We start from the raw sequence: 21,153 nt of genomic DNA, 5'->3' as shown, positions 1-21,153 counted from the left end.
GCTTGACCCGGCACCCGCCTTTTTTTCTTCAAGAACAGGCAGGCCCCGGATCAAGTCCGGGGTGACGATATGATGGATCTCAATGATCGCCCTTCGGCGTCTCCATAATCTCGGTCAGCACCCCGCCCATATCCTTGGGGTGCAGAAAGAAGATCAACGTCCCATGCGCCCCAATCCGCGGCTCACCCAGCACCCGCTTGCCCATCGCCTCGAACGCGGCCTTGGCGGCATGAATATCCGGCACCTCGTAACATAGATGATGCTGCCCCCCCCCCGGGTTCTTCTCCAGAAACCCAGCGATCGACGTATTGCCGGGCAGCGGCTCGACCAGCTCGATCTGCGTGCCGTTCTGCGCGCCGTCAGCGCCGGGCGTATCGACAAAACACACCTTCACCCCCTGCTCGGGCAGGTCGAACGGTTCGCAAATCTGCGTCGCGCCCAGCACGTCGCGGTAAAAGACGATGCTGTCGGCAATCGACGGCGTCGCAACGCCGATATGGTTCAGGCGGCCTAATTTCATTCTACAAACCCCATTCATGCCAGTTGTCGGCCAATAGGGTCAGAAGCCCCCAACTCACGGCCAATCCAACACTGTGAAAAATTCGGCTCCCGAAATCAGTGAAAGCCTCTCGCTGCAGATCATTATACAGATCGCGATACCCAGGCTCGTCGGCTGTCGTCAGCCATCCGTCCCGTGCAAGCTCTTCACCCTGCGCGAGAGCCAACCGCAATTCTTGTCGGCGTCGCCAATAGCGGAGCGAGTTGAATAAGAGCAGACCCGCGACCAGCAGAAAGCCGAGCAACTTATAGTGGAATATTGTCATGCTTTTTCCACGGGTTTTCCAACTGCTTGTTACGCAGCTTGCGCAGCCCAAGCGCGATCCGTTTGCGCGTATTATGCGGATGAATGACCTCGTCGATATAGCCGCGCGACGCCGCGACGAAGGGGTTGGCGAAGCGGTCCTCATATTCCTTCGTCCGCTGCGCGATCTTTTCGGGGTCGCCGATGTCGCTGCGAAAGATGATCTCGACCGCGCCCTTCGCGCCCATCACCGCGATTTCGGCGGTCGGCCAGGCATAGTTGAGGTCGCCGCGCAGATGCTTTGACGCCATCACGTCATAGGCGCCGCCATAGGCCTTGCGCGTGATCACCGTGATCTTCGGCACCGTCGCCTCGGCATAAGCGAACAGCAGCTTCGCGCCATGCTTGATGATGCCATTATATTCCTGCGCGGTGCCGGGCAGGAAACCGGGGACGTCGACGAAGGTGATGATAGGGATCTCGAACGCGTCGCAAAACCGCACGAACCGTGCCGCCTTTTTCGACGAATTGATGTCGAGTACCCCCGCGAGCACCAAAGGCTGGTTCGCGACGATCCCGATCGTCCGGCCCTCGATGCGCCCGAAACCGCAGATGATGTTGCCCGCATGCGCCGGCTGCACCTCAAAGAAATCGCCCTCGTCGACCGTTTTGCGGATCAGCTCGTGCATGTCATAGGGCTGGTTCGCGTTCGGCGGGATCAGCGTGTCGAGGCTGGGTTCGGCGCGGTCGAACGGGTCGCTCGTCGGGCGCACCGGCACCCCGCTGCGGTTGTTTTCGGGCAGATAATCGAAGAAATCGCGCGTCGCGAGCAGCGCCTCAATGTCGTTCTCGAACGCAATGTCGGCGACCGAGCTTTTCGTTGTGTGGGTGATCGCGCCGCCCAGCTCTTCCTGCGTCACCACCTCGTTGGTCACCGTCTTGACCACATCGGGGCCGGTGACGAACATATAGCTGCTGTCTTTGACCATGAAAATGAAGTCGGTCATTGCGGGGCTGTAAACCGCCCCGCCCGCGCACGGCCCCATGATCAGGCTGATCTGCGGCACCACCCCCGACGCCAGCACATTGCGCTGGAACACCTCGGCATAGCCGCCCAGTGACGCGACGCCTTCCTGAATGCGCGCCCCGCCGCTGTCATTGATCCCAATGACCGGCGCGCCGACCTTCATCGCATTGTCCATGACCTTCATCATCTTTTGCGCGTGACGCTCGGACAGCGACCCGCCAAAGACGGTGAAATCCTGGCTGAAGACATAGACGAGACGGCCGTTGATCGTCCCCGATCCGGTGACGATGCCGTCGCCGGGGATGATCTGGTCCTGCATCCCGAAATCAGTGCAATTATGCTCGACATAAGTGTCGAGCTCTTCAAACGACCCCTCGTCGAGCAGCACATCGAGCCGTTCGCGCGCGGTCAGCTTGCCCTTGCTGTGCTGCGCATCGATGCGTTTTTGCCCGCCACCCAGAGCGGCGGCAGCACGGCGGCGTTCCATTTCGGCGATATTGGCGGACATTCGGCTCTCCCACGCACTTCAAAGCGTCACTTGCCTGCTTAGAGCGGTGCAAGCAAATGCGAATTTGCAAAGTTGCAAAGTGATAGTTTGCAAACTAACTTGCCACCGATGGTTCAAAACCGACTCTACGCTGGGCGGCAACTTCGCCAACTTCGGGAAGCGCGTAAACTCCGCCAATCCGACTTCGCGATACAGCTCGGCATCTCCGCATCCTACCTCAGCCAGATCGAGCACGACGACCGCCCCGTCACCCCCGCCCTGCTCGACCGCCTGCAAAAGCTGTTCCCGCTCGAATGGGAGGAAGTCGCCGCCGACGCGGGCGACCGCCGCGCCGGGGCGTTGCGAGAGGCAGCCGCCGACCCGCTGTTTGCCGCGTCGCCCTTGCCCCCCGAACAACTCGAACGCGCCGCGCTGCAACAGCCGCAACTCGCCGACCAGTTCGTCGCGCTCCACGCCGCGTATCGCCGCGCCGGGCAGCGATTGCAGATCATCGACGAGGCGCTGACCGGCGGGACTGCCGAGGGCAGCCGCCTGCCATGGGAAGAGGTGCGCGACTGGTTTCACGATGCGGGCAATTATGTCGATAGCATCGACCGCGCTGCCGAAACGCTGGCGGGGCAGCTGCGCGGCAACGACCCCTCGCCCGCGATCGAGACGATCGAACGGCGGCTGCGCGACGCGCTCGGCATCTCGATCGTTTACACCCAGACGCAAAGCCTGCGCGATTTCGACGCGACGATGCGCCATCTGGTCATCGACCCGTCGCAGCCCGCCGAAAGCCGCCGTTTTCAGCTCGCGCACCAGCTCGCGGCGCTGGCCTTGGCGCGCGAGATCGCGGCGGTGGTCGAAGCTTCGCCGCTGCGCACAGCCGCGGCGCGCCAACTCCTCCACGTCGGCCTCGCCAACTATGCTGCGGGGGCGGTGCTGATGCCCTACGCCCCCTTCCGCGCCAGCGCCCGCGCAGTACGCCACGACATCGACCGGCTACGGATGGACTATGGGGTCAGTTTCGAGCAAGCGTGCCACCGGCTCTCGACGCTCCAACGCCCCGGCGCGCGCGGCATTCCGATGTTCTTCTGCCGCGTCGACATGGCGGGCAATATCACCAAGCGCCACAGCGCCACGCGGCTGCAATTCGCGCGCTTCGGCGGCGCTTGCCCGCTGTGGATCGTCCATGAAGCCGCCGCCATCCCCGACCGCATCTTGTTCCAGCTTGCGGAAACACCCGACGGCCTGCGCTATGTGTCGATGGCGAAGGGGCTGGTGAAGCCGTCGGGCAGCTATGCGCGCAGCCCGCGCCGCTACGCCGTGGCGCTAGGTTGCGAGGCCCAATATGCAGGGGACTTCGTCTATGCTGACGGTGTCGATGTCACCGCGCCGCAAGCGGCGACGCGCATCGGCCTGTCCTGCCGCATCTGCCCGCGCGACGATTGCGATCAGCGCGCCTTTCCGCCGAGCGATCGGCCGATTTTGGTCGATCCCGATCGTCGGGATGTCGTGCCGTACCGGATAGGGTGACGCCAACCTCCTCTCCCGCTTGCGGGAGGGGCAGTGAGACTTACGAGCTTGCTCGTTAGTCACAGCGGGGTGGGCCAATGCGATGTCAGAACGCTCGCTGTGCTCGCGCCCACTCCCGACCCCTCCCGTAAACGGGAGGGGAGCAGGACGCTATTTCAACAACACCAGCTCTTCCGCCATGCTCGGATGCAAAGCCACCGTCGCGTCGAAATCGGCCTTGGTCAGCCCCGCCTTCACCGCCACCGCCGCCGCCTGCAGAATCTCCGGCGCATCGGGGCCAATCATGTGCAGGCCGACGACCTGATCGGTCGCCTCGTTGACGATCATCTTGTACAGCGCGCGCTCGTTGCGCCCCGCGAGGACGTTCTTCATCGCGCGGAAATCGCTGGTGTAAACGCGAACGGTACCCAGCTTGTTGCGCGCCTCGGCCTCGGTCATTCCGACCGCGCCGATCGGCGGGTGGCTGAATACGGCGCTCGGGACATTGGCATAATCGACCGTCGTCGGCTTGCCGCCGAACACGCTGTCCGCAAACGCCTGCCCCTCGCGAATTGCGACCGGGGTCAGCTGGATGCGGTTGGTGACGTCGCCGACGGCATAGATGCTGGCAACCGACGACTGGTTAGTGTCATCAACCTTGACCGCGCCTTCCTTGTCGAGTTCGACCCCAGCTTCTTCAAGCCCAAGTCCTTTGGTGTTCGGCACGCGGCCCGCGGCGACCAGCACGATGTCCGCATCGATCGGATCGCAATTGCCCAGATGCACGGTCAGCGAACCGTCTTCCTTCTTCTCGATCGACTCGAATGGCGCGTTGAAACGAAATTCGATGCCCTTGGTCATCGAGATTTGCAGCAGTCGGTCACGTATCTGCTCGTCATAACCCCGCAGGATCGTATCGCCGCGGTTGACGATCGTCACCTTGCTGCCGAATTCGTTGAAGATGCCCGCAAACTCGTTGGCGATATAGCCGCCGCCCGCAATCACGACGCGCTTCGGCAGCTTATCAAGATGGAACACTTCGTTCGAGGTGATCGCATGCTCGCTACCCGGAAAGTCAGGGACGAAGGGCCAGCCGCCGGTCGCGATCAAAATGCGTTCGGCGGTGATTTCCTGCCCGTCCGCCAGCCGCACCTTTTGCGGTCCAATGATCGTCGCGCGCGTTTTGAACAACGTGACCTTGTGGCTCTCGAGCGTCTGACCATACAGCCCTTCGAGCCGCGTTACCTCGGCGAGCACATTGTCGCGCAGCCGGTCCCAGTCGAATTTGCAGTCGGGAACGTCCCAGCCGAAATGGCGCGCGTCCTTCAAATCTTCGGCAAAATGGGCGCCATAGACGAGCAGCTTCTTCGGCACGCAGCCGCGGATCACGCAGGTGCCGCCGACCCGATGCTCCTCGGCCACCGCGACGCGTGCGCCATAGGAAGCGGCGACGCGCGAGGCGCGCACCCCGCCCGACCCGGCACCGATGACAAACAGGTCGAAGTCGAAATTGCTCATGTGGGAGACCCCTGAAATGGAATTGGCTGGCATTCGCAGCCGGCGCCTATGTGGTTACGCGGTACCGCATTGCCAATCGATTTTTGCCATGACAGACAGTGGCGCGGTTCTATTCGCCCAGCGCCGCCGCCATCAGCGCCTGCGTTGCAGGGTCGAATTCGACCGTTCCCTCCGCCAGCCCCTTCGCCATGTCCTTGCCCAGCTCGACCCCGAACTGATCGAACGGGTTGATCCCCAGCAGCACGGCGTTGGCGAACACGCGATGTTCGTAGAAGGCGATCAGCGCGCCCAGCGCGTGCGGCGTCACCTGATCGAGCAGGATCGTCGTCGAAGGCCGGTCGCCGGGATAATTGCGCGCGCCATCGTCGCTCTTGCGTCCGGTCATCAGCGCGGCACCCTGCGCGATGCAATTGGCGACGAGTGTCTCATGATGCGCGTCGTCGAGCAGATGGTCGGGCTCTCGGGCGACGACGAACTCGACCGGAACCAGGTTCGTCCCCTGATGGAGCAGCTGGAACACTGCGTGCTGCGCATCGGTGCCGACCCCGCCCCACGTGATCGCCGCGCTGTTGCGCCCCACCGGCTGGCCGTCGAGCGTCACCGATTTGCCATTCGATTCCATCTCGAGCTGCTGAAGATAGTCGGGCAGCAGCCGTAGTCGCTCGTCATAAGCGAACACCGCGCGCGTCTGACAATCCAGCCGGTTAGCGTAAAGCTGATCGACGAAGGCGGCGAGCAGGCAGACGTTGTCGGCGCCGTCACACAGCCGGAAATGGCGGTCCATCTCTGCCGCCCCCTCCAGCAGATCTTCGAACGCATCCCAGCCGAGCGCCAGCGCCGCTGGGAAACCGATCGACGACCACAGCGAATAGCGCCCGCCGACGCTTTCATTGAACGGCAGGATACGCGTCTCGTCGACGCCCCACTCGATCGCCCGATCGGGCATCGCGGTCAGCGCGATGAAGCGGCCGAGCGGATCATCCACACCCGCCTCATCAAGCCATTGCAGCGCCGAATTGGCGTTCATCAGCGTTTCAGTCGTCGTGAAAGTTTTCGACGCCACCGCGACCAGCGTGTGTTCGGGGCTGAATTTCGCGAACACCTCATCGAGCGCCGCGCCATCGACGTTCGACACCACGGCGACGTCATAGCGGTTGCTGTGGCGCCCCAGCGCGTCGACGAGCAGATCGGGGCCAAGCGCAGAACCGCCGATGCCGATATGCAGCAGGTGGCGAATCTCGCCGAAAGCGCCCGCTTCGATCGCGTCGATCATCATCCGCATCCGTTGGTGCAGTGCTTGCGCGCTATGGACAGATTCGGGGGCACCCTCGCCCCGCTCGGCGCTGTGCTCGGCGGCGCGACCTTCGGTAGGATTGGCGATACCGCCCGAAAACAGCGTCTTGCGCCGCCCGCTGAAGTCCTGCGCCGCGGCCAGGTCGGACAGGATCGTGACCGCTGCATCGTCAAGATGGGTCTTGGCGAAATCGAAGCGGATGTCAGCCACGCTACGCACCAGCGCCTGCAACCGCGCGTCGGGATCGGCGGCGACCAGATCGGTCAAAGTTTGCGGCCGCCACTCGGCGAGCGCCTGCCAAGCTTGGTCGGTTGTGGTCATCGAAAATCCTCTAAAGTCCGTTCGTGTCGAGCGAAGTCGAGACACCGGGAGCTCCTGCGCCACCCATGGGTATCTCGACTCCGCTCGATAGGAACGGGGATGAGATGTCATTCCCTCTCTAAGCATCCCGTCCCCGCGACACCAGCGTCATCCGCCGATATTTGCTTGACGTGGCAACCTATTCATCGCCAAGGCCGCGCGATGACCCAAGCCAGCTTTACCGCCGATGTGACGCCCCCGACCGAGCCTCCAATTGGACCGACGCCGTCCGCTCCTGCGCCCGCGCCTTTATCCGCCAAGGAAGAGGCGGTCGACACCATCCGCTTCCTCGCGCTGCTCGCGATCGCGGTCCTCGTTTTTCGCAGCTTTTTCCTGTCGCCGTTCAACATTCCATCGGAATCGATGCAGCCGCGACTGCTGATCGGCGACTATCTGCTCGTCAATAAAATGGCCTATGGCTATTCGAAATACAGCCTGCCGTTCAGTGTCCCGCTGATTCCGGGCCGCATTTTCGCGCGCACCCCCGAACGCGGCGACGTCGCGGTGTTCAAGGCGCCGCCGGTCGCCGACAATGATTATATCAAGCGCGTCATCGGCCTGCCCGGCGACAGCATCCAGGTGAAGGACGGCATCGTCTGGCTCAACGGCAAACCGTTGAAGCGCGAAGCGATCGCCGATTTCGTCATTCCGGTGACCCCGAATATGGTCGAAGCGTCGCGCGCGACGGGTACCCTGCCCTGTTATTCGATGGAATTCGAAGAGGTCGCAGCCGACGGTCAGCGCCAGTGCCGGTACAAGCAGTTCCGCGAAACGCTGCCCAGCGGCAAAAGCTACGCCATTCTCGACATCACCAACATTCCCGAGGACAACACACCGCTCGTCGTCGTCCCCGCCGGCCATCTGTTCCTGATGGGCGACAACCGCGACCGCAGCGCCGACAGCCGTTTCCCGGCGATGGAAAATCAGGGCATCGGCTTGGTGCCGGAAGAGAATCTGGTCGGCAAGGCGCTCGTCGGCATGTTCTCGACCGACGGATCGGCCAGCTGGCTCAATCCGATCAGCTGGTTCACCGCAGCACGGTGGAGCCGCATCGGGGACGGTTTTTGAACGATAAGCTCGATACCGGAGCGCTCGCCGAGATCCTCGGCTGCACCCCGGACGACCTAGCGCTCTATGACCTGGCGCTCACCCACGGTAGCACCGGGCGCGCCGATTATCAGCGGCTCGAGTTTCTGGGCGACCGCGTCCTTGGTCTGGTGATCGCTTCGGAGCTCTACACGCGCTACCCGACCGCCAGCGAAGGCGAGATGTCGTCGCGACTGCATGTGCTGGCATCGGGTGCGACCTGCGCCGCGATCGCGCAGCGGCTGAACCTCACCGATCTGGTCCGCTTTGGCGCGCAGGCGCGGAGCGATGGCGGCCGCTATAGCGACAATATCGCAGCCGATGCGATCGAGGCGCTGATTGGGGCACTCTATCTCGATCAGGGCATCGACGCCGCGCGTGCCTTCATCCTCGCCCATTGGGGCGACATGGTCGACGGACAGGCGAAGGCACCCAAGCATCCGAAGGCCGCGCTGCAGGAATGGGCGCTGGCACGCAAACGCCGCCCGCCCGAATATGAGATCGTAGCGCGCGAAGGGCCGGACCATGCGCCTCGCTTCCGGGTGGCGGTCAGCATCGGCAAGCTTGCCCGCGCCGAGGCCGAGGGCACATCAAAACAAGCGGCCGAAAAAGCCGCCGCTGCGGCGCTGCTAACCGAGCTTGAAGGAATGAAAATATGACCCACCGCTGCGGATTTGTCGCCGTCGTCGGCGCCCCCAACGCGGGCAAATCGACGATCGTCAACGCGCTCGTCGGTCAGAAGGTCGCGATCGTCAGCCCCAAGGCACAGACGACGCGCACCCGGTTGATGGGGGTCGCGATGGACGGCGAAACCCAAATCATCCTGATCGACACGCCGGGCATTTTTGCCCCGACCCGCCGGCTCGACCGCGCAATGGTCGCCGCCGCGTGGAACAGCCTCGACCAAGCCGAGGCGATCCTGGTGATGATCGATGCCGCGGCCAAGCTTGGCGAGCGCGCCGAGCGCGTGTTGCAGGGGATCGAGGGACGCACCGAGAAGAAGTTCCTCGTTCTCAACAAGGTCGACCTGACCCGGAAGGACAAATTGCTGACGACCGCGACCACGCTCAACGAGCGCGTGGCGTTCGACGAGACCTTCTTCATTTCGGCCAGCACCGGCGATGGGGTTCCCGAACTGAAGGCGACGCTGTCGGCGCTGATGCCCGAAGGCCATTGGCATTTCCCCGAGGACGAGGTCAGCAATGCGCCCGAGCGGATCCTGGCGGCTGAAATCACCCGCGAACAACTCTATCGCCAACTCCACGAGGAGCTGCCCTATCAATCGACCGTCGAGACCGAGAAATTCACGACGCGCAAGGACGGCAGCGCCGAAATCCACCAGCAGATCCTGGTCGCGCGCGACAACCAGCGCGCGATCATCCTGGGCCACAAGGGCGAGCGGATCAAGGAAATCGGCAGCAAATCGCGCGCCGAAATGACCGAATTGCTGGGGCGCACGGTCCATCTCTTCCTGCATGTGAAGGTCAAGGCGAACTGGGACGAGGATCGCAGCGTCTATCGCGACATGGGGCTTGATTGGGTCGATTGAGCGGCGGCCCTGATCGGCGCCGCGCCCCTTTCAACTCGTCATTTCGCGTTTCAGCACGATCTGAACCTGGCCGTCGCTCGATTTCATCCGCAGCCGGTCGCCGTCGATCCAGTAACGCATGCGCAGATCGCCCTCAGGAATATAGATCTCGCGCTCGTTGATCTGGAAGTCTTGGTACATTTCATCGTCCCCGCGAAGCGGGCGCTTGAAATAGGTGATAAACTCCTCGTTGTCGGTAAATTCAACGACATCGTTGCGCGACAGGTCTTCGACCCCGTTCAGCGTCACCACCCGCCATTTGCCCAGCACCCGCATCGGTTGCAGGTCCTTGGGTATCTCCCCCGCATAGCCGGCATAGATTGCCGCCTTGCCGCGCATCGTACCGACCAGTTCGCGTTCCGCGGCCAGGTCGGCATAATCAATCCCGGCCATGCGGCTGTTCAACCCGTCGAGCAGTGCAAAAGCCTTTTTGGGATTGCCTTCGCCGTGGAAGGCGCGCGTCGCGGCATCCATCGCCAGATATTGGTCGACCAACGTCTGCGCGAGCCGCAAATTGGTCGCGGGTTGCACGGTCGGGGTGTTAAGGCTCAGTCTGTCGGCATGCTTGCTGCCGTCGAGCGCGCTAACATAGCTCAGCGAGACGTCCATAAGCGGCGCCCCGTCGGCCAGCGTCGCGGCGGGCAGATGCGCGCGTTCTTCGCCTTTACCCAGCGACGCATAAATCCCACCGCCGTTCGAGGATAGGAACGCGGTGGGCACGGTGATCGCAACCGCGCCGTCCTTGCCCTCGGTCATCAAGCCATCGGGAACGCCGAACACACCGCTGATCCGATAGCCCGCATGCGGGGTCAGCGTCATGACGAGGTCGTGTGCGACCTCGCTGACCATATTGCGGAATTCCTTGCGCATCAGCTCACGGCCTTTGTCGGGGCCATCGACGAAGAAAAGATTGCCGCCGCGGACGCTGGAAATCTTGGTCGCCAGCGCGCCGTCATATTGCGTGCCGACCCCGATTGTCGTCAGGCCGACACCGCGTCGTGATCCTTCCTCGGCCATCGCCATGAAGCTGCCCGCGTCGGTACGTCCGACATTCGGCTGTTCGTCGGTGAACAACATCATGCGCACCTTGCCGGATTTCGCGGCTTCGGCAAAAGCCGCCTCGTAACCCAAAGTCAGTCCTGCCTCCATCGACGTCGAACCATCGATCGCGATCGCATCGATCGCCTGATGCATTGCCGCTTGATTACCCCCAACCCCCGTGACGGGTAGGTGGAGGTTCGAATTGGTGCCATAGATGACGATGCCAAGACGGTCCTTTGGACCCAGCTCATCGACCATCTGGTGCAGCGCGGCCTTTACATTGGCGATCGGCGGGCCGGTCATCGACCCCGACCGATCGACCACCGCCATGATGCTGAGCGGTTCGCGTTTCCAGCTGTCGGCGTCGATGTTGCTGTCGAATGCTAGGCCGACGAACAACAGATCGTCGGGCCGCGTCGGAAGGTTCGCGGTCATTGCCTGAACATTCAGGCAAAACAGCTGGGCGCAAGGAACCGTTCCGGCAGGCAAGGTCAAGTCATGCTCGCCGAGCAAGCCCTCGACCGTCAGCGATTCAGGACGCGGTAGCGTCGTCGCGCTGAGCGCGGTCGAGCGGAAGTGCTGGATGTCCTGCGCGCCGCCCTGGCGGATGCGCGCGCCGGTGACGATCACTTCATAGTTGTCATCATCATCCTGCGTCGTGCCTTGCGTATAGCCCGGTGTCGGCATGGTCACAGCCAGCAACGCGAGGGCGGACAGTGATGTTTGGAAGGCTTTGATGCTCGACATAACGACTCTCCCCAAAGCGTGGTTTAGGGAGCGAAGCTATCATGAACGCAGGCACTTACGTAACGGAAAAAGGTCCCCAGTACGCCGCGTTCAAAACGCTTCGGATCAGAGTTTCGCGCAGTCATTCGGTGCCGATGCTCCGGCAAAACGCTGCCCGATCCAGCTGATCGTCTCGGCAGAACTCTCGCGGGCGCTGGCGCCATGATCGCCGGTCATGTCGATCCAGCGCAGCCTGGTGCCGCGCTTGCAGACGGCCTTCGCGAACTTGCGCGTTACGGCGGGTGCCACGATCGTGTCGTTGCGGCTCTGCGCAATCAACAGCGGTCCCGGGACGCGCGCCGCATCGACGCTGTTGGCGCGGGTGAAACTGCCGAAGGGCTCGATCTTTGCGATATCCTTGTTCTTCGTCGCGCGGACGATGGTCAGGATACCCAGGATCGTCCCGATCTTGGGCTTCTTGTCGAGGCTGACGCAATTATTCTGCGCCAGCCGGGTGATGATGCCCTGGTTCGACTTGTTCGCGATGCCATCCATCGAAAAGCCATAAAGGGTCGACCAGCTGTGGAGTGCAAAGGACAGCAACAACGCGCGTGCATTCTTGTCGCTGCCGTCGCGCAAATTGGCGGCCAGCTCGGTCGGCGGCGCCGCCGCAGCGGTGCCGACGAGGGTCAGGTCGGGCGCGTATGAACGCGCGGTTGTGGCCGTCCACAGCGCGGCGTGACCGCCCTGCGATTCGCCCCATACGGCGAAGCTGCTGCCCGCCGCCGCTCCCGGAATCGCACGCGCCGCGCGCACCGCATCGAGTACCGAATTGGCCGTGTCGACGCCGACCAGAAAGGGATGCATTGTTGCGCTGCCCAAGCCGGGATAATCGGGAGCGACCACGACATAGCCTTCGCGGATGGCATCGAGCGCCGCGGTCGCTGTGAAGAAATTCGGGCTGAGCGACGGCGCGCATTTTTCGGCGACGCCCCACGCGCCGTGGGTCCAGGCGATGACGCGGCGCGGGTGCGGCGGGATCGCCTCGCGCGGCGCCGCGACGATGCCGGTGACAGCAAGCGGCGCGCCGCTCTGGCTGGTGGTCCAATATTGCGCTCGCCAGGCTTGCATGCCCGCAGGTGTATCAGCGATCGGGTCGGCCGAGATCAGGCGGCCTGCCTGTTGCGCCGCGGCGGGCAGCGAAAGCACCGACAAGATGGTGAGCAGGACGGCGGCGAACAGGTGGCGCATGGACAGTCTCCCCGGATGCGCCAATGTAACACGGGTTGGCTGCTTCGGAAACGCCATCTGTCCTTACACTTCGTCATTCCCGCGAAAGCGGGAACCCAGCGAGCAAATGTTGCAAATGCCAAACTGGGTTCCCGCTTTCGCGGGAATGACGAATAGGGTTAGGCCTGCCCTTCGAATCCGCGGTTATTCGGCGACTTTCTTCGCCGGAGCCTTTTTCTTCGCGGGCGCCTTCTTCGCTGCTGGCTTCTTTGCAGCGGCCTTCTTCGGCGTCGCCTTTTTCTTCCCCTTCGCCGGTCCCTTCTCCGCGCGCGCGTCGATCAGCGCGATCGCTTCCTCCAGCGTCAGCGTCGCGGGATCAGCGCTCTTCGGCAGCGTCGCGTTGGTCGTGCCGTCGGTGACATAAGGACCGAAGCGCCCCTCCATCAGCTTCATCTCGCCGCCGCTCGTCGGATGCGGGCCAAAGGTGTTGAGCGGTTCGGCCTTGGTGCGCCCGCGCCCGCCGCCCGCGACCGCTTCGGCGATGCGGACGACCGCGGCGTTCATACCGATGTCGAAGATTTCGGTGGTGCCGGTCAGTTTCGCATATTTGCCGTCGTGGAGGAGGTACGGGCCGTAACGCCCCAGCCCCGCCATGATGACCTTGCCGCTTTCAGGATGCGTCCCGACCTCACGCGGCAGGCTGAGCAGCCGCAGCGCGTAGTCGAGGTCGAAGTCTTCGCCCGGAATATCCTTCGGGATCGACGAGCGTTTCGCTTCTTTGCCATCACCGAGCTGGATATAGGGACCAAAGCGACCGCTGCGCTTGGTCACTTCCAGTCCGCTGTCGGGATCATTGCCCATGGTCTCGGGACCGGTATCGGCACCATCGCTGCCACCCGGCTGCGCAAATTTGCGGGTAAATTTGCAGTCGGGATAATTGCTGCACGCGATGAACGGCCCGAACTTGCCGCCGCGCAGCGCCAGCTTGCCGGTGCCGCAATTGGGGCAGATGCGCGGGTCGGTGCCGTCGCCCTTGTCGGGGAAGAGATAGGGGCCAAGGAATATGTCGAGTTCCGCGGTGATCTCCGACGGTTTCTGCTCCATCACCTCGCCAGTGCGCGGCTTGAAATCGCGCCAGAAGCGTTCGAGCACCGCCTGCCATTGCGCCCGCCCGCCCGACACATCGTCGAGCTCTTCCTCCAGCCCGGCGGTGAAATCGTACTGCACATAGCGTTCGAAAAAGCGTTCGAGGAACGCCGTCAGCAATCGTCCGCTCTCTTCGGGACTGAATCTGTTCTTTTCGACCGTCACATATTCGCGGTCCTTCAGCACCTGAAGGATCGAGGCATAGGTCGACGGACGCCCGATACCGAGCTCCTCCATCTTCTTGACCAGGCTCGCTTCCGAATAGCGCGGCGGCGGTTGGGTCTCGTGCTTCTCAAGCTCGACCCCGGTCTTTGCGGGCGCGTCGCCCTTCGCCATCGCGGGCAGCAAGCGCGCGTCGTCGTCCTCGGAACTTTCGTCGCGGCTTTCGTCATAAAGCGCGAGGAAGCCCGGGAATTTGATCACCTGTCCGGTCGCCCGCAGCATCGTCTTGCCGGTGCCGTCGGTCAGGTCGATGCTGGTCCGTTCGAGCCGCGCCGACGCCATCTGGCTCGCCATCGCGCGCTTCCAGATCAGTTCGTACAGGCGGGCATGGTCGCCGCCGCCAGCTTTGTCCTTGGAAAAATCGGTCGGGCGGATCGCTTCATGCGCTTCCTGCGCATTCTTCGCCTTGGTCTGATATTGGCGCGGCTGGTCGGGGACATAGCCGCCGTCGTAGCGCGTCGCGATCGCTTTCCGCGCGGCGCTGATCGCGCTGCCGTCCATCTGGACGCCGTCGGTACGCATATAGGTGATCGCGCCGTCCTCATACAGACCCTGCGCGATCCGCATCGTATGGCTGGCCGAAAAACCGAGCTTGCGCGCCGCTTCCTGTTGCAAGGTCGAAGTCGTGAACGGCGGCGGCGGGTTACGCGTCAGCGGCTTGGTCTCGACCAGATCGACGGTGAAATGCCCCGCTTTCACATCAGCCTCGGCGGCGCGTGCGTCGGCTTCGTTGGTGATCGTCAGCCGCTCGATCTTGTCGCCGCGCCAGCGCGCGAGGCGCGCCTTGAACGGCGTCCCCGACATTTCGAACAGCCCGGTGATCGACCAATATTGCTGCGCAACAAACGCCTCGATCTCGCGCTCGCGCTCGACGATCATGCGCAGCGTCACCGACTGGACGCGCCCCGCCGACTTGGCGCCGGGCAGCTTGCGCCACAATACCGGCGACAGCGTGAAACCGACCAGATAATCGAGCGCGCGACGGGCGCGATAGGCATCGATCAGATCTTCGTCGAGCGCGCGCGGTGCCGCCATCGCAGTGAGGACGGCTTCTTTTGTAATCGCGTTGAAAGTGACCCGATCGACCTTGGCCGGCAACGCCTTTTTGCTGCGCAGCAATTCCTGCACATGCCAACTGATCGCCTCGCCCTCACGGTCAGGGTCGGTCGCGAGGATCAGGCGGTCGGCGGTCTTTGCGGCGTCCTGGATTTCCTTCATCCGCTTGGCCTTGTCGGGATACAGCAGCCACTGCATCGCAAAGCCGTCGTCGGGGTCGACCGACCCGTCCTTGGGAGGAAGGTCGCGGACATGGCCATAGCTGGCCAGCACCTTGAAATCGCGACCGAGATATTTCTCGATCGTTTTCGCCTTTGCGGGCGACTCCACAATTACCAATTGCATGAAAAACTCGTTCCTCGGAAACTCTCTACGTACGTACGCGCGAGGGTGGCGGGCAGCCAGCCCCTCCGTCAAGAGGGATTTGGACTGCCCGCCTTCGCGTCAACGCAGCGCGCCAAGCCGTCCGATCAGCATTGTGCTGGCCAAGCTTGCCGCTTTCGCCGCCCCTTCTTCATACGCGCCGGGTTTCGCGGTGAAGGCAAATTTGCGCGTCTTGCCAAACCCGAGTCCGCCAAGTCCCGCCACCGCGGCTAGGCCGCCCGCAACATTGGCCGTGGACTGCAGCGCCTTGTCGGCACCACTCGACGCATCGGCCTTTTCGACAAACTCGCCCTCGACAGCGACCGGCGCCTTGACCGTGATCACTGACTGCTTGCCGCTCGGAGCGATCAGGGTGATGCGCGAATAGTCGGCGGTCACCGACAAGCCGCTGTTCACTTCGATCCCGCCGAAGCTGAAAGCACCCGGGCGCTTCTGCTGCGAAAAATCGATCAAATAGACGACGTCGATCACCCCGACGCCCGCTGACTTGGCATATTGGGCCAGCGCCGCGCTCGCCTGCCCCGCCGCCATGTTCATGCCGATGCTGCTCATCCCCGATCCCAGAAAATCGCCGGGGATCATCAACAGCGACGGCAGCGCCGACGGCTTGTAATAGGTCGCCTTGCCCTTGCTGCCCTTTTCCAGCGCGATGTTGATGTCGAGCGGCACGTCCTGCGATTTGATCTTCGCCAGCGCGGCATGGCCGAACAGATCGGCGGCGGTCTGGACCGCGTAGCCGCTCGCGCTCAGCTGCGCGACGAAATCGGCATAGGCGGCGTCGGTCACTGCCTGCATCATTTCGGGCGTGACGCCCACCAACTCGCTCTTGGCTTTGGTCGTTCCCCCAAACGCCCCCATCAGCCCGCCTGACGCTTTTGTCTGGTCGGTCGATTCAAAAATGAAGCCGACGTTGAACGCGCCGACGGTGACGGTGGTAACGCCCTTCGCATTGGCAGGACCGGCGATTTTGACCGGTTCCGTTTCCTTGGCAGCGATAGCGACGGGCTGGGCAAGGATCGCGAACATCGCGATCGCCGACAGCAGTTTTTTCATGGATTGGTCCTCCGACCCCACGGACCGGACGCATCCGGTCGCGAGGTTCCCCCGAAGCGACCCACGGCCCCCGCATCGGTCAGATGCGGGGGCGAGTCAACGGCTTACTGATTGTCCCATTTGAAGTCGGCGGGCAGGATGCATTTGCCCGCGTCATATTTGCCGACGCTGCGGATGATTTCCTGATCGTCGGGTTCGATGCGGCGACCGCTGATCTGGCTGTCAACCACGCGGCGAACCAGCGCATCGAGCCGAGTTACCAGATAGCAGTCGATCGCGGGGGCCGCATGGGCGTTGCCGACGCCGCTGTCGTCGGTCAGGAACAGGTAGCGCGACTGGGTCGCCGCCGCCATCGCGCGCATCGCATATTCCGCCTTGTCGGCGACGCCAGAGGCGGCAACCGGGGTGATATGGATACGCTTGGCGCGCGCCGCTTCGGCGGCTTGCCATGTTCGTCCAAACTGCTCGTCATGCGGCGGCGCGTCGGCGACCAGCAACAGTGACTTCACCGCGTCGGGGCGCCAGTCCTGCCCAACCGCCCGGATCATCGCCTGATCCATCGCCTCGGGATAGTCGCCGCCGCCATTGGCGCTCTGGCGTGCAAGAGCGCCCTGAACGCGCCCGACGTCGCGGTCGAACGTAACCGTGCGCGTGACATAATCGTCGCCGAGGTCGCGATAGAAAACAAACCCGATGCGGATGTCGAGATCACGGTGCTTGGCCGTGATCGCGCCGATGATCGATCGCAGTTCGGACTGCAGATAGGTGATCTCGTCGCCCATGCTGCCGGTGGTATCGACGACCAGCATCAGGTCGAGCTTGGTGACTTTGGTTGCCGCCTGATTGGCGGTCAGGCCAACCGACTGGCCGCCCGCCGAATTGGAAACCAGCACCGGGCGCGCATCGGCGATGGTGCGGCCAGCCTTGCGCGCCGACACCGTGATCCGCTCACTCAGCCGGTCGAGACCGGGGAAGAACACGACATTGCCATCGGCCTGCGTCGCCATCGTGATACTGTTGCCGTCCGAGCAGGTGACCGTGACGTCGGCAAAGGCAACCGGTTGGCCGCTGCGGTCGGCGACCTTCACCGTCACCACGCGCGTTGTATCGACGCGCGGCAGGTCACGGACCTCCTGTGCCAGACTGCCGTTGCGGTTCACATAGGCGGCATAGAGCTCGGGATTGAGCAGATCGTCATGCTCGCCGGCGGTCAATATTCCCGCTTGGGGCTGCGGTTGCGGCCGCGGATAGGGACGGGACGGCGGCACCCGCGAATCCACGGCGGAGCCGGGAACAGGAGGCGCGCTTGAGGGCAACTCTCTGAGCGCGTCCGAGCCGATGACCGTTACCGGACTGGCCGACTCCAGCGACGGCCTAGCAATCCGCGACCCCGTGACGGAGATAGCCGCTTCATCCGCTCTACCATCATAATCGGGCGACGGCGGCGCCATTGGAGGCGGCGGAGGAGGAGGAGGCGGGGGCGGTGGCGGCGGCGGTGGCGGTGGCGGCGGTGGCACCGGTTCCGGGGCCATCGCGACCTCCTCCCGGTCACGCATACTGCCGCCCTTTGTCTTGAGCCCGGCATTCGACTGCGGCGTCGGTGGCTGCACCTCGGGATCGAGGCGTGGCAGCGGATCGGCGGTGCGGCAAAATCCCTGACCTTGCGTAGATTTGGCGTGGGCCATCGCCAACGGGATCGGAGCAGGTGCCGACGCCAGCACCGCGACCATCGTAACGCTTGTCATCAACCGGCTTCGCATCATCATACTCCCCACCATGTAACACAATATCATAAACGTGATGCCCGGCCGCTGAACCGTGGCTGAACCGCGATGAACCGCTAAATGGTTGCCAATTGTCTGGCTGTGCGACGCATCACACGAGGGAAATCTTCGCACCGGCATGCCGTTCGATGCGGCCCGCAAGTTCGAGTTCGAGCAGCACGAGTTGAACCGTAGCGGCGGCCTGCCCCGACTGGCGCACAAGTTCATCGACTGCGACCGGCGTCGGGCCTAGCAGATCGATCAAAGTCCGCCGTTCGCCGTCGCCTGCGTCAACCGCCGCCAGGGGCGCGGCATAAAAATGCACCGGTTCGCGCACCATTCGCGTGTCGATCGGCCCGACCGCCTCCAGCACATCATCGATCGTCTGGATCAGCGTCGCGCCCTCGCGGATCAGCAAATTGCATCCCTGCGCGCGCGGGTCGAGCGGCGAACCGGGTACCGCCATCACCTCGCGCCCATAATCACCGGCGCGCCGCGCGGTGATCAGCGATCCCGATCGCGGCGCCGCCTCGATCACTACTGTGCCATGCGCCAGCCCGGCGATGATGCGGTTGCGCGATGGGAAATGGCGCGCCAACGGCTCGCTGCCCGGCGGCTGTTCGGCGATCAGCAGCTGATCGGTCGCGATCTTTTCCTGCAGCGCGGCATTTTCGGGCGGAAAGGCGATGTCGATCCCGCTGGCGATCACCCCCACCGTCGACCCGCCGAGCGCACCGATATGCGCCGCGGTATCGACCCCGCGCGCCAGCCCGCTGACCACCGTGACATCGCGCGTGGCCAGGTCCGCAGCAAGCTGGCGGGCAAAGCGGCAGGCGATCGCCGAGGCATTGCGCGCGCCGACGATTGCGACGCACGGCCGCCGCAGCATTGCGGTGTCGCCGCGAACGATGATCACCGGAGGCGCGCCCTCGACTTCGCGCAGCAGCGGCGAGTATTCCGCCTCATCGCTGAAAATGTGGCGAGCGCCCAGCGCGGCCACGCGGTCGATTTCGCGTTCGGCGATATCGTTCGGCGCGATCCGCGCCTTTCCTGCCCCGCCGCGCAGCACCAGATCGGGCAACGCGTCGAGCGCGGCCTCTCCCGATCCGAACCGCAGCATCAACTGGTGCCAGCTGACCGGCCCGACGTGCGGGGTGCGGGTCAGCCGCAGCCGCGCCAGCCGTTCGGCGTAGGTCACGCGTCCTTCTTTGCGCCGACGCGCGGTTCTGTTCCCGCGCGCAGCCGGGCGATATTTTCGCGGTGCCGCCACAGCACGATGACCGCCAACCCCGCGAGGCCGACGGCATAAACTGGAAAACCGAACGCCAGCGCCGCGATGGGCGCCGAAACCGCGCCCAGCATCCCGCCGAGCGACGAGATACGGAGCAACAACACGGTACCGATCCACACTGCGGCAAAGACCAGCCCGATCGGCCAGGCGAGCGCAAGCGCAAGACCGAGCAGCGTCGCCACCCCCTTGCCGCCCCGAAATTTCAGCCAGACTGGATAGCAATGGCCGATCATCGCGGCGGCGCCCGCGATCATCGCGGCATGGTCGCCAAACTCAGGCACGAAATGGCGCGCCAGCAGCACCGCCACCGCGCCCTTTGCCCCATCGAGGATCAGCGTCGCCGCCGCCAGCCCCTTGCGCCCGGTGCGTAGCACATTGGTCGCGCCGATATTGCCCGACCCGATCTGGCGCAGGTCCCCCGCGCCGAACAGGCGGGTCAGGATCACCCCAAAGGGGATCGAGCCGAGAAGATAGCCGACAGCGACCAGCAGAAATATCATCATGAAAACCGCGCTCCGTTCATCGCCAGTGTGGCGATGTTGGCCGACGCAATCAATGGATTCGGATACGGTCATCGCCAAATCGGACAAACATCCCGAACGCCGCCGAGGCAAATCATTCCTCGTCCCGGGAAGGCCGCGATATCCAAAGCGCGTCAGACCGCAAGGTCGAGATCCCGGCCTTGGCCGGGATGACGGCATAACGGGGGTGGAGGGAAGCGATTGAGCGCCTTCGCTCCGCCTGCTAATCGCCGCGCATGAACCCCGATCCCGACGCGCCCATCCTGTTCTTCGACAGCGGCCTCGGCGGCCTCACCGTGCTCGGCCAGACCCGTGCGCTGCTGCCGACCGCGCGAATAGTCTATGCCGCCGATTATGCCGGCCTGCCCTATGGCCAGAAGAGCGAGGCCGAGCTCGCGGCGCGCGTCCCGGCGCTGCTCGGCCGGCTGGTCGAACGCTACCAGCCTCGGCTCGCGGTCATCGCTTGCAACACGGCATCGACGATCGCGCTGGCCCATGTTCGCGCCGCGCTGGATCTGCCGATCGTGGGCACGGTTCCAGCGATCAAACCCGCCGCCGAACTGACAAAGAGCGGCGTCATCGGCGTGCTCGGAACCGAGGCGACGGTTCGCCAGCCCTATGTCGACGATCTCAGCGCCAGATTTGCAGACGGAAAAAGGGTCCTGCGCCACGGCAGCCCCGGTCTCGTCACCGGCGCCGAGGCGAAGCTGCGCGGGGGAACGATCGATCCTGCCGTGATATCACGCGCCATCGCGGGGCTGCGCGACCAGCCGGGCGGCGAAGCGATGGACGTCATCGTCCTCGCCTGCACCCATTTCCCGTTGCTGACGGACGAACTGCAGGATGCGGCGGGTCCGGGGGTGCAATTGATTGACGGCGCCGAAGGAATTGCGCGCCGTATCGCGTATCTGACGCAAGATCACCCATGGCCCGCAGCGGCAACTCCAGGCCTCGCGGTGTTCACCCGCAGCGCCGATCGCCCGCCGCCACCGCTGGCGACGCTGGCGCCCTATGGTATCGACCGGATCGAAGTGATCTAG

Annotated in this window: 17 protein-coding genes; 5 read left to right on the top strand and 12 right to left on the bottom strand. The window is 63.8% G+C overall.

The annotated features are described in order from the left end of the window. Nucleotides 1-79: 79 nt before the first annotated feature. From mce to ACQY6T_RS04595, 3 genes are read right to left on the bottom strand one after another with little or no spacing between them, the layout of a single operon-like run. A complete protein-coding gene (gene mce / locus ACQY6T_RS04605) occupies nucleotides 80-520 on the bottom strand; it encodes a methylmalonyl-CoA epimerase (protein WP_428628962.1) in 441 nt (146 codons plus the stop codon). Nucleotide 521: 1 nt separating this feature from the next. After that, nucleotides 522-824: a hypothetical protein gene (locus ACQY6T_RS04600; protein ID WP_428628960.1), complete on the bottom strand. Its 303-nt coding sequence runs from the start codon at nucleotides 822-824 to the stop codon at nucleotides 522-524. Further along, nucleotides 805-2,337, bottom strand: coding sequence for an acyl-CoA carboxylase subunit beta (locus ACQY6T_RS04595; RefSeq protein WP_428628957.1), 1,533 nt, complete (start codon nucleotides 2,335-2,337; stop codon nucleotides 805-807). The genes ACQY6T_RS04600 and ACQY6T_RS04595 overlap by 20 nt, the downstream gene beginning before the upstream one ends. 108 nt (nucleotides 2,338-2,445) lie before the next feature. Between ACQY6T_RS04595 and ACQY6T_RS04590 the strand changes: the two genes are divergently transcribed. Further along, nucleotides 2,446-3,855, top strand: a complete 1,410-nt coding sequence (locus ACQY6T_RS04590; protein WP_428628955.1) for a helix-turn-helix domain-containing protein — start codon at nucleotides 2,446-2,448, stop codon at nucleotides 3,853-3,855. 150 nt (nucleotides 3,856-4,005) lie between these two features. Here the strand turns inward: ACQY6T_RS04590 and gor are convergent, their stop codons facing one another. Continuing rightward, nucleotides 4,006-5,352, bottom strand: a complete 1,347-nt coding sequence (gene gor / locus ACQY6T_RS04585) for a glutathione-disulfide reductase (RefSeq protein ID WP_428628952.1) — start codon at nucleotides 5,350-5,352, stop codon at nucleotides 4,006-4,008. Nucleotides 5,353-5,461: 109 nt separating this feature from the next. Beyond that, nucleotides 5,462-6,967, bottom strand: a complete 1,506-nt coding sequence (gene pgi / locus ACQY6T_RS04580) for a glucose-6-phosphate isomerase (RefSeq protein WP_428628950.1) — start codon at nucleotides 6,965-6,967, stop codon at nucleotides 5,462-5,464. A 201-nt stretch (nucleotides 6,968-7,168) separates the two neighbouring features. On the opposite strand from pgi, the gene lepB reads away from it, so the two are divergent. From lepB to era, 3 genes are read left to right on the top strand one after another with little or no spacing between them, the layout of a single operon-like run. Beyond that, nucleotides 7,169-8,074 (top strand): signal peptidase I, encoded by a 906-nt coding sequence (gene lepB / locus ACQY6T_RS04575; protein WP_428628948.1) that lies wholly within the window; start codon nucleotides 7,169-7,171, stop codon nucleotides 8,072-8,074. Continuing rightward, nucleotides 8,071-8,751, top strand: coding sequence for a ribonuclease III (gene rnc / locus ACQY6T_RS04570; protein ID WP_428628945.1), 681 nt, complete (start codon nucleotides 8,071-8,073; stop codon nucleotides 8,749-8,751). Before lepB ends, rnc begins: the two co-directional genes overlap by 4 nt. Beyond that, nucleotides 8,748-9,641, top strand: a complete 894-nt coding sequence (gene era / locus ACQY6T_RS04565; protein ID WP_428628942.1) for a GTPase Era — start codon at nucleotides 8,748-8,750, stop codon at nucleotides 9,639-9,641. Before rnc ends, era begins: the two co-directional genes overlap by 4 nt. A 30-nt stretch (nucleotides 9,642-9,671) precedes the next feature. Here the strand turns inward: era and ACQY6T_RS04560 are convergent, their stop codons facing one another. From ACQY6T_RS04560 to plsY, 7 genes are all read right to left on the bottom strand, one after another. After that, entirely contained in the window at nucleotides 9,672-11,468 is a 1,797-nt protein-coding gene (locus ACQY6T_RS04560) for a vWA domain-containing protein (protein ID WP_428628939.1), read from the bottom strand. 105 nt (nucleotides 11,469-11,573) lie between these two features. Beyond that, nucleotides 11,574-12,698, bottom strand: coding sequence for an alpha/beta fold hydrolase (locus ACQY6T_RS04555; RefSeq protein ID WP_428628936.1), 1,125 nt, complete (start codon nucleotides 12,696-12,698; stop codon nucleotides 11,574-11,576). A 183-nt stretch (nucleotides 12,699-12,881) separates the two neighbouring features. Further along, nucleotides 12,882-15,446 (bottom strand): type I DNA topoisomerase, encoded by a 2,565-nt coding sequence (topA, locus tag ACQY6T_RS04550; RefSeq protein ID WP_428628934.1) that lies wholly within the window; start codon nucleotides 15,444-15,446, stop codon nucleotides 12,882-12,884. Between the two features lie 99 nt (nucleotides 15,447-15,545). Further along, nucleotides 15,546-16,538 carry a hypothetical protein gene (locus ACQY6T_RS04545; RefSeq protein WP_428628932.1) on the bottom strand — a complete coding sequence of 331 codons (993 nt, stop codon included), beginning with the start codon at nucleotides 16,536-16,538 and terminating at the stop codon, nucleotides 15,546-15,548. Between the two features lie 104 nt (nucleotides 16,539-16,642). Beyond that, a complete protein-coding gene (locus tag ACQY6T_RS04540) occupies nucleotides 16,643-17,818 on the bottom strand; it encodes a vWA domain-containing protein (RefSeq protein ID WP_428628930.1) in 1,176 nt (391 codons plus the stop codon). Between the two features lie 595 nt (nucleotides 17,819-18,413). Beyond that, on the bottom strand, nucleotides 18,414-19,499 hold the full coding sequence (gene dprA, locus ACQY6T_RS04535) for a DNA-processing protein DprA (protein WP_428628927.1): 1,086 nt from the start codon (nucleotides 19,497-19,499) through the stop codon (nucleotides 18,414-18,416). After that, a complete protein-coding gene (plsY, locus tag ACQY6T_RS04530; protein ID WP_428628924.1) occupies nucleotides 19,496-20,095 on the bottom strand; it encodes a glycerol-3-phosphate 1-O-acyltransferase PlsY in 600 nt (199 codons plus the stop codon). Before plsY ends, dprA begins: the two co-directional genes overlap by 4 nt. Nucleotides 20,096-20,349: 254 nt before the next feature. Here plsY and murI point away from each other — a divergent pair, with 254 nt between their 5' ends. Next, nucleotides 20,350-21,153 (top strand): glutamate racemase, encoded by an 804-nt coding sequence (gene murI / locus ACQY6T_RS04525; protein WP_428628921.1) that lies wholly within the window; start codon nucleotides 20,350-20,352, stop codon nucleotides 21,151-21,153.

This window comes from Sphingopyxis sp., from assembly GCF_965279725.1.
Classification (GTDB): Bacteria; Pseudomonadota; Alphaproteobacteria; order Sphingomonadales; family Sphingomonadaceae; genus Sphingopyxis.
The sequence above is the reverse complement of the archived record's forward strand: the minus strand, read 5'-3'. Positions and strand labels throughout refer to the sequence as shown.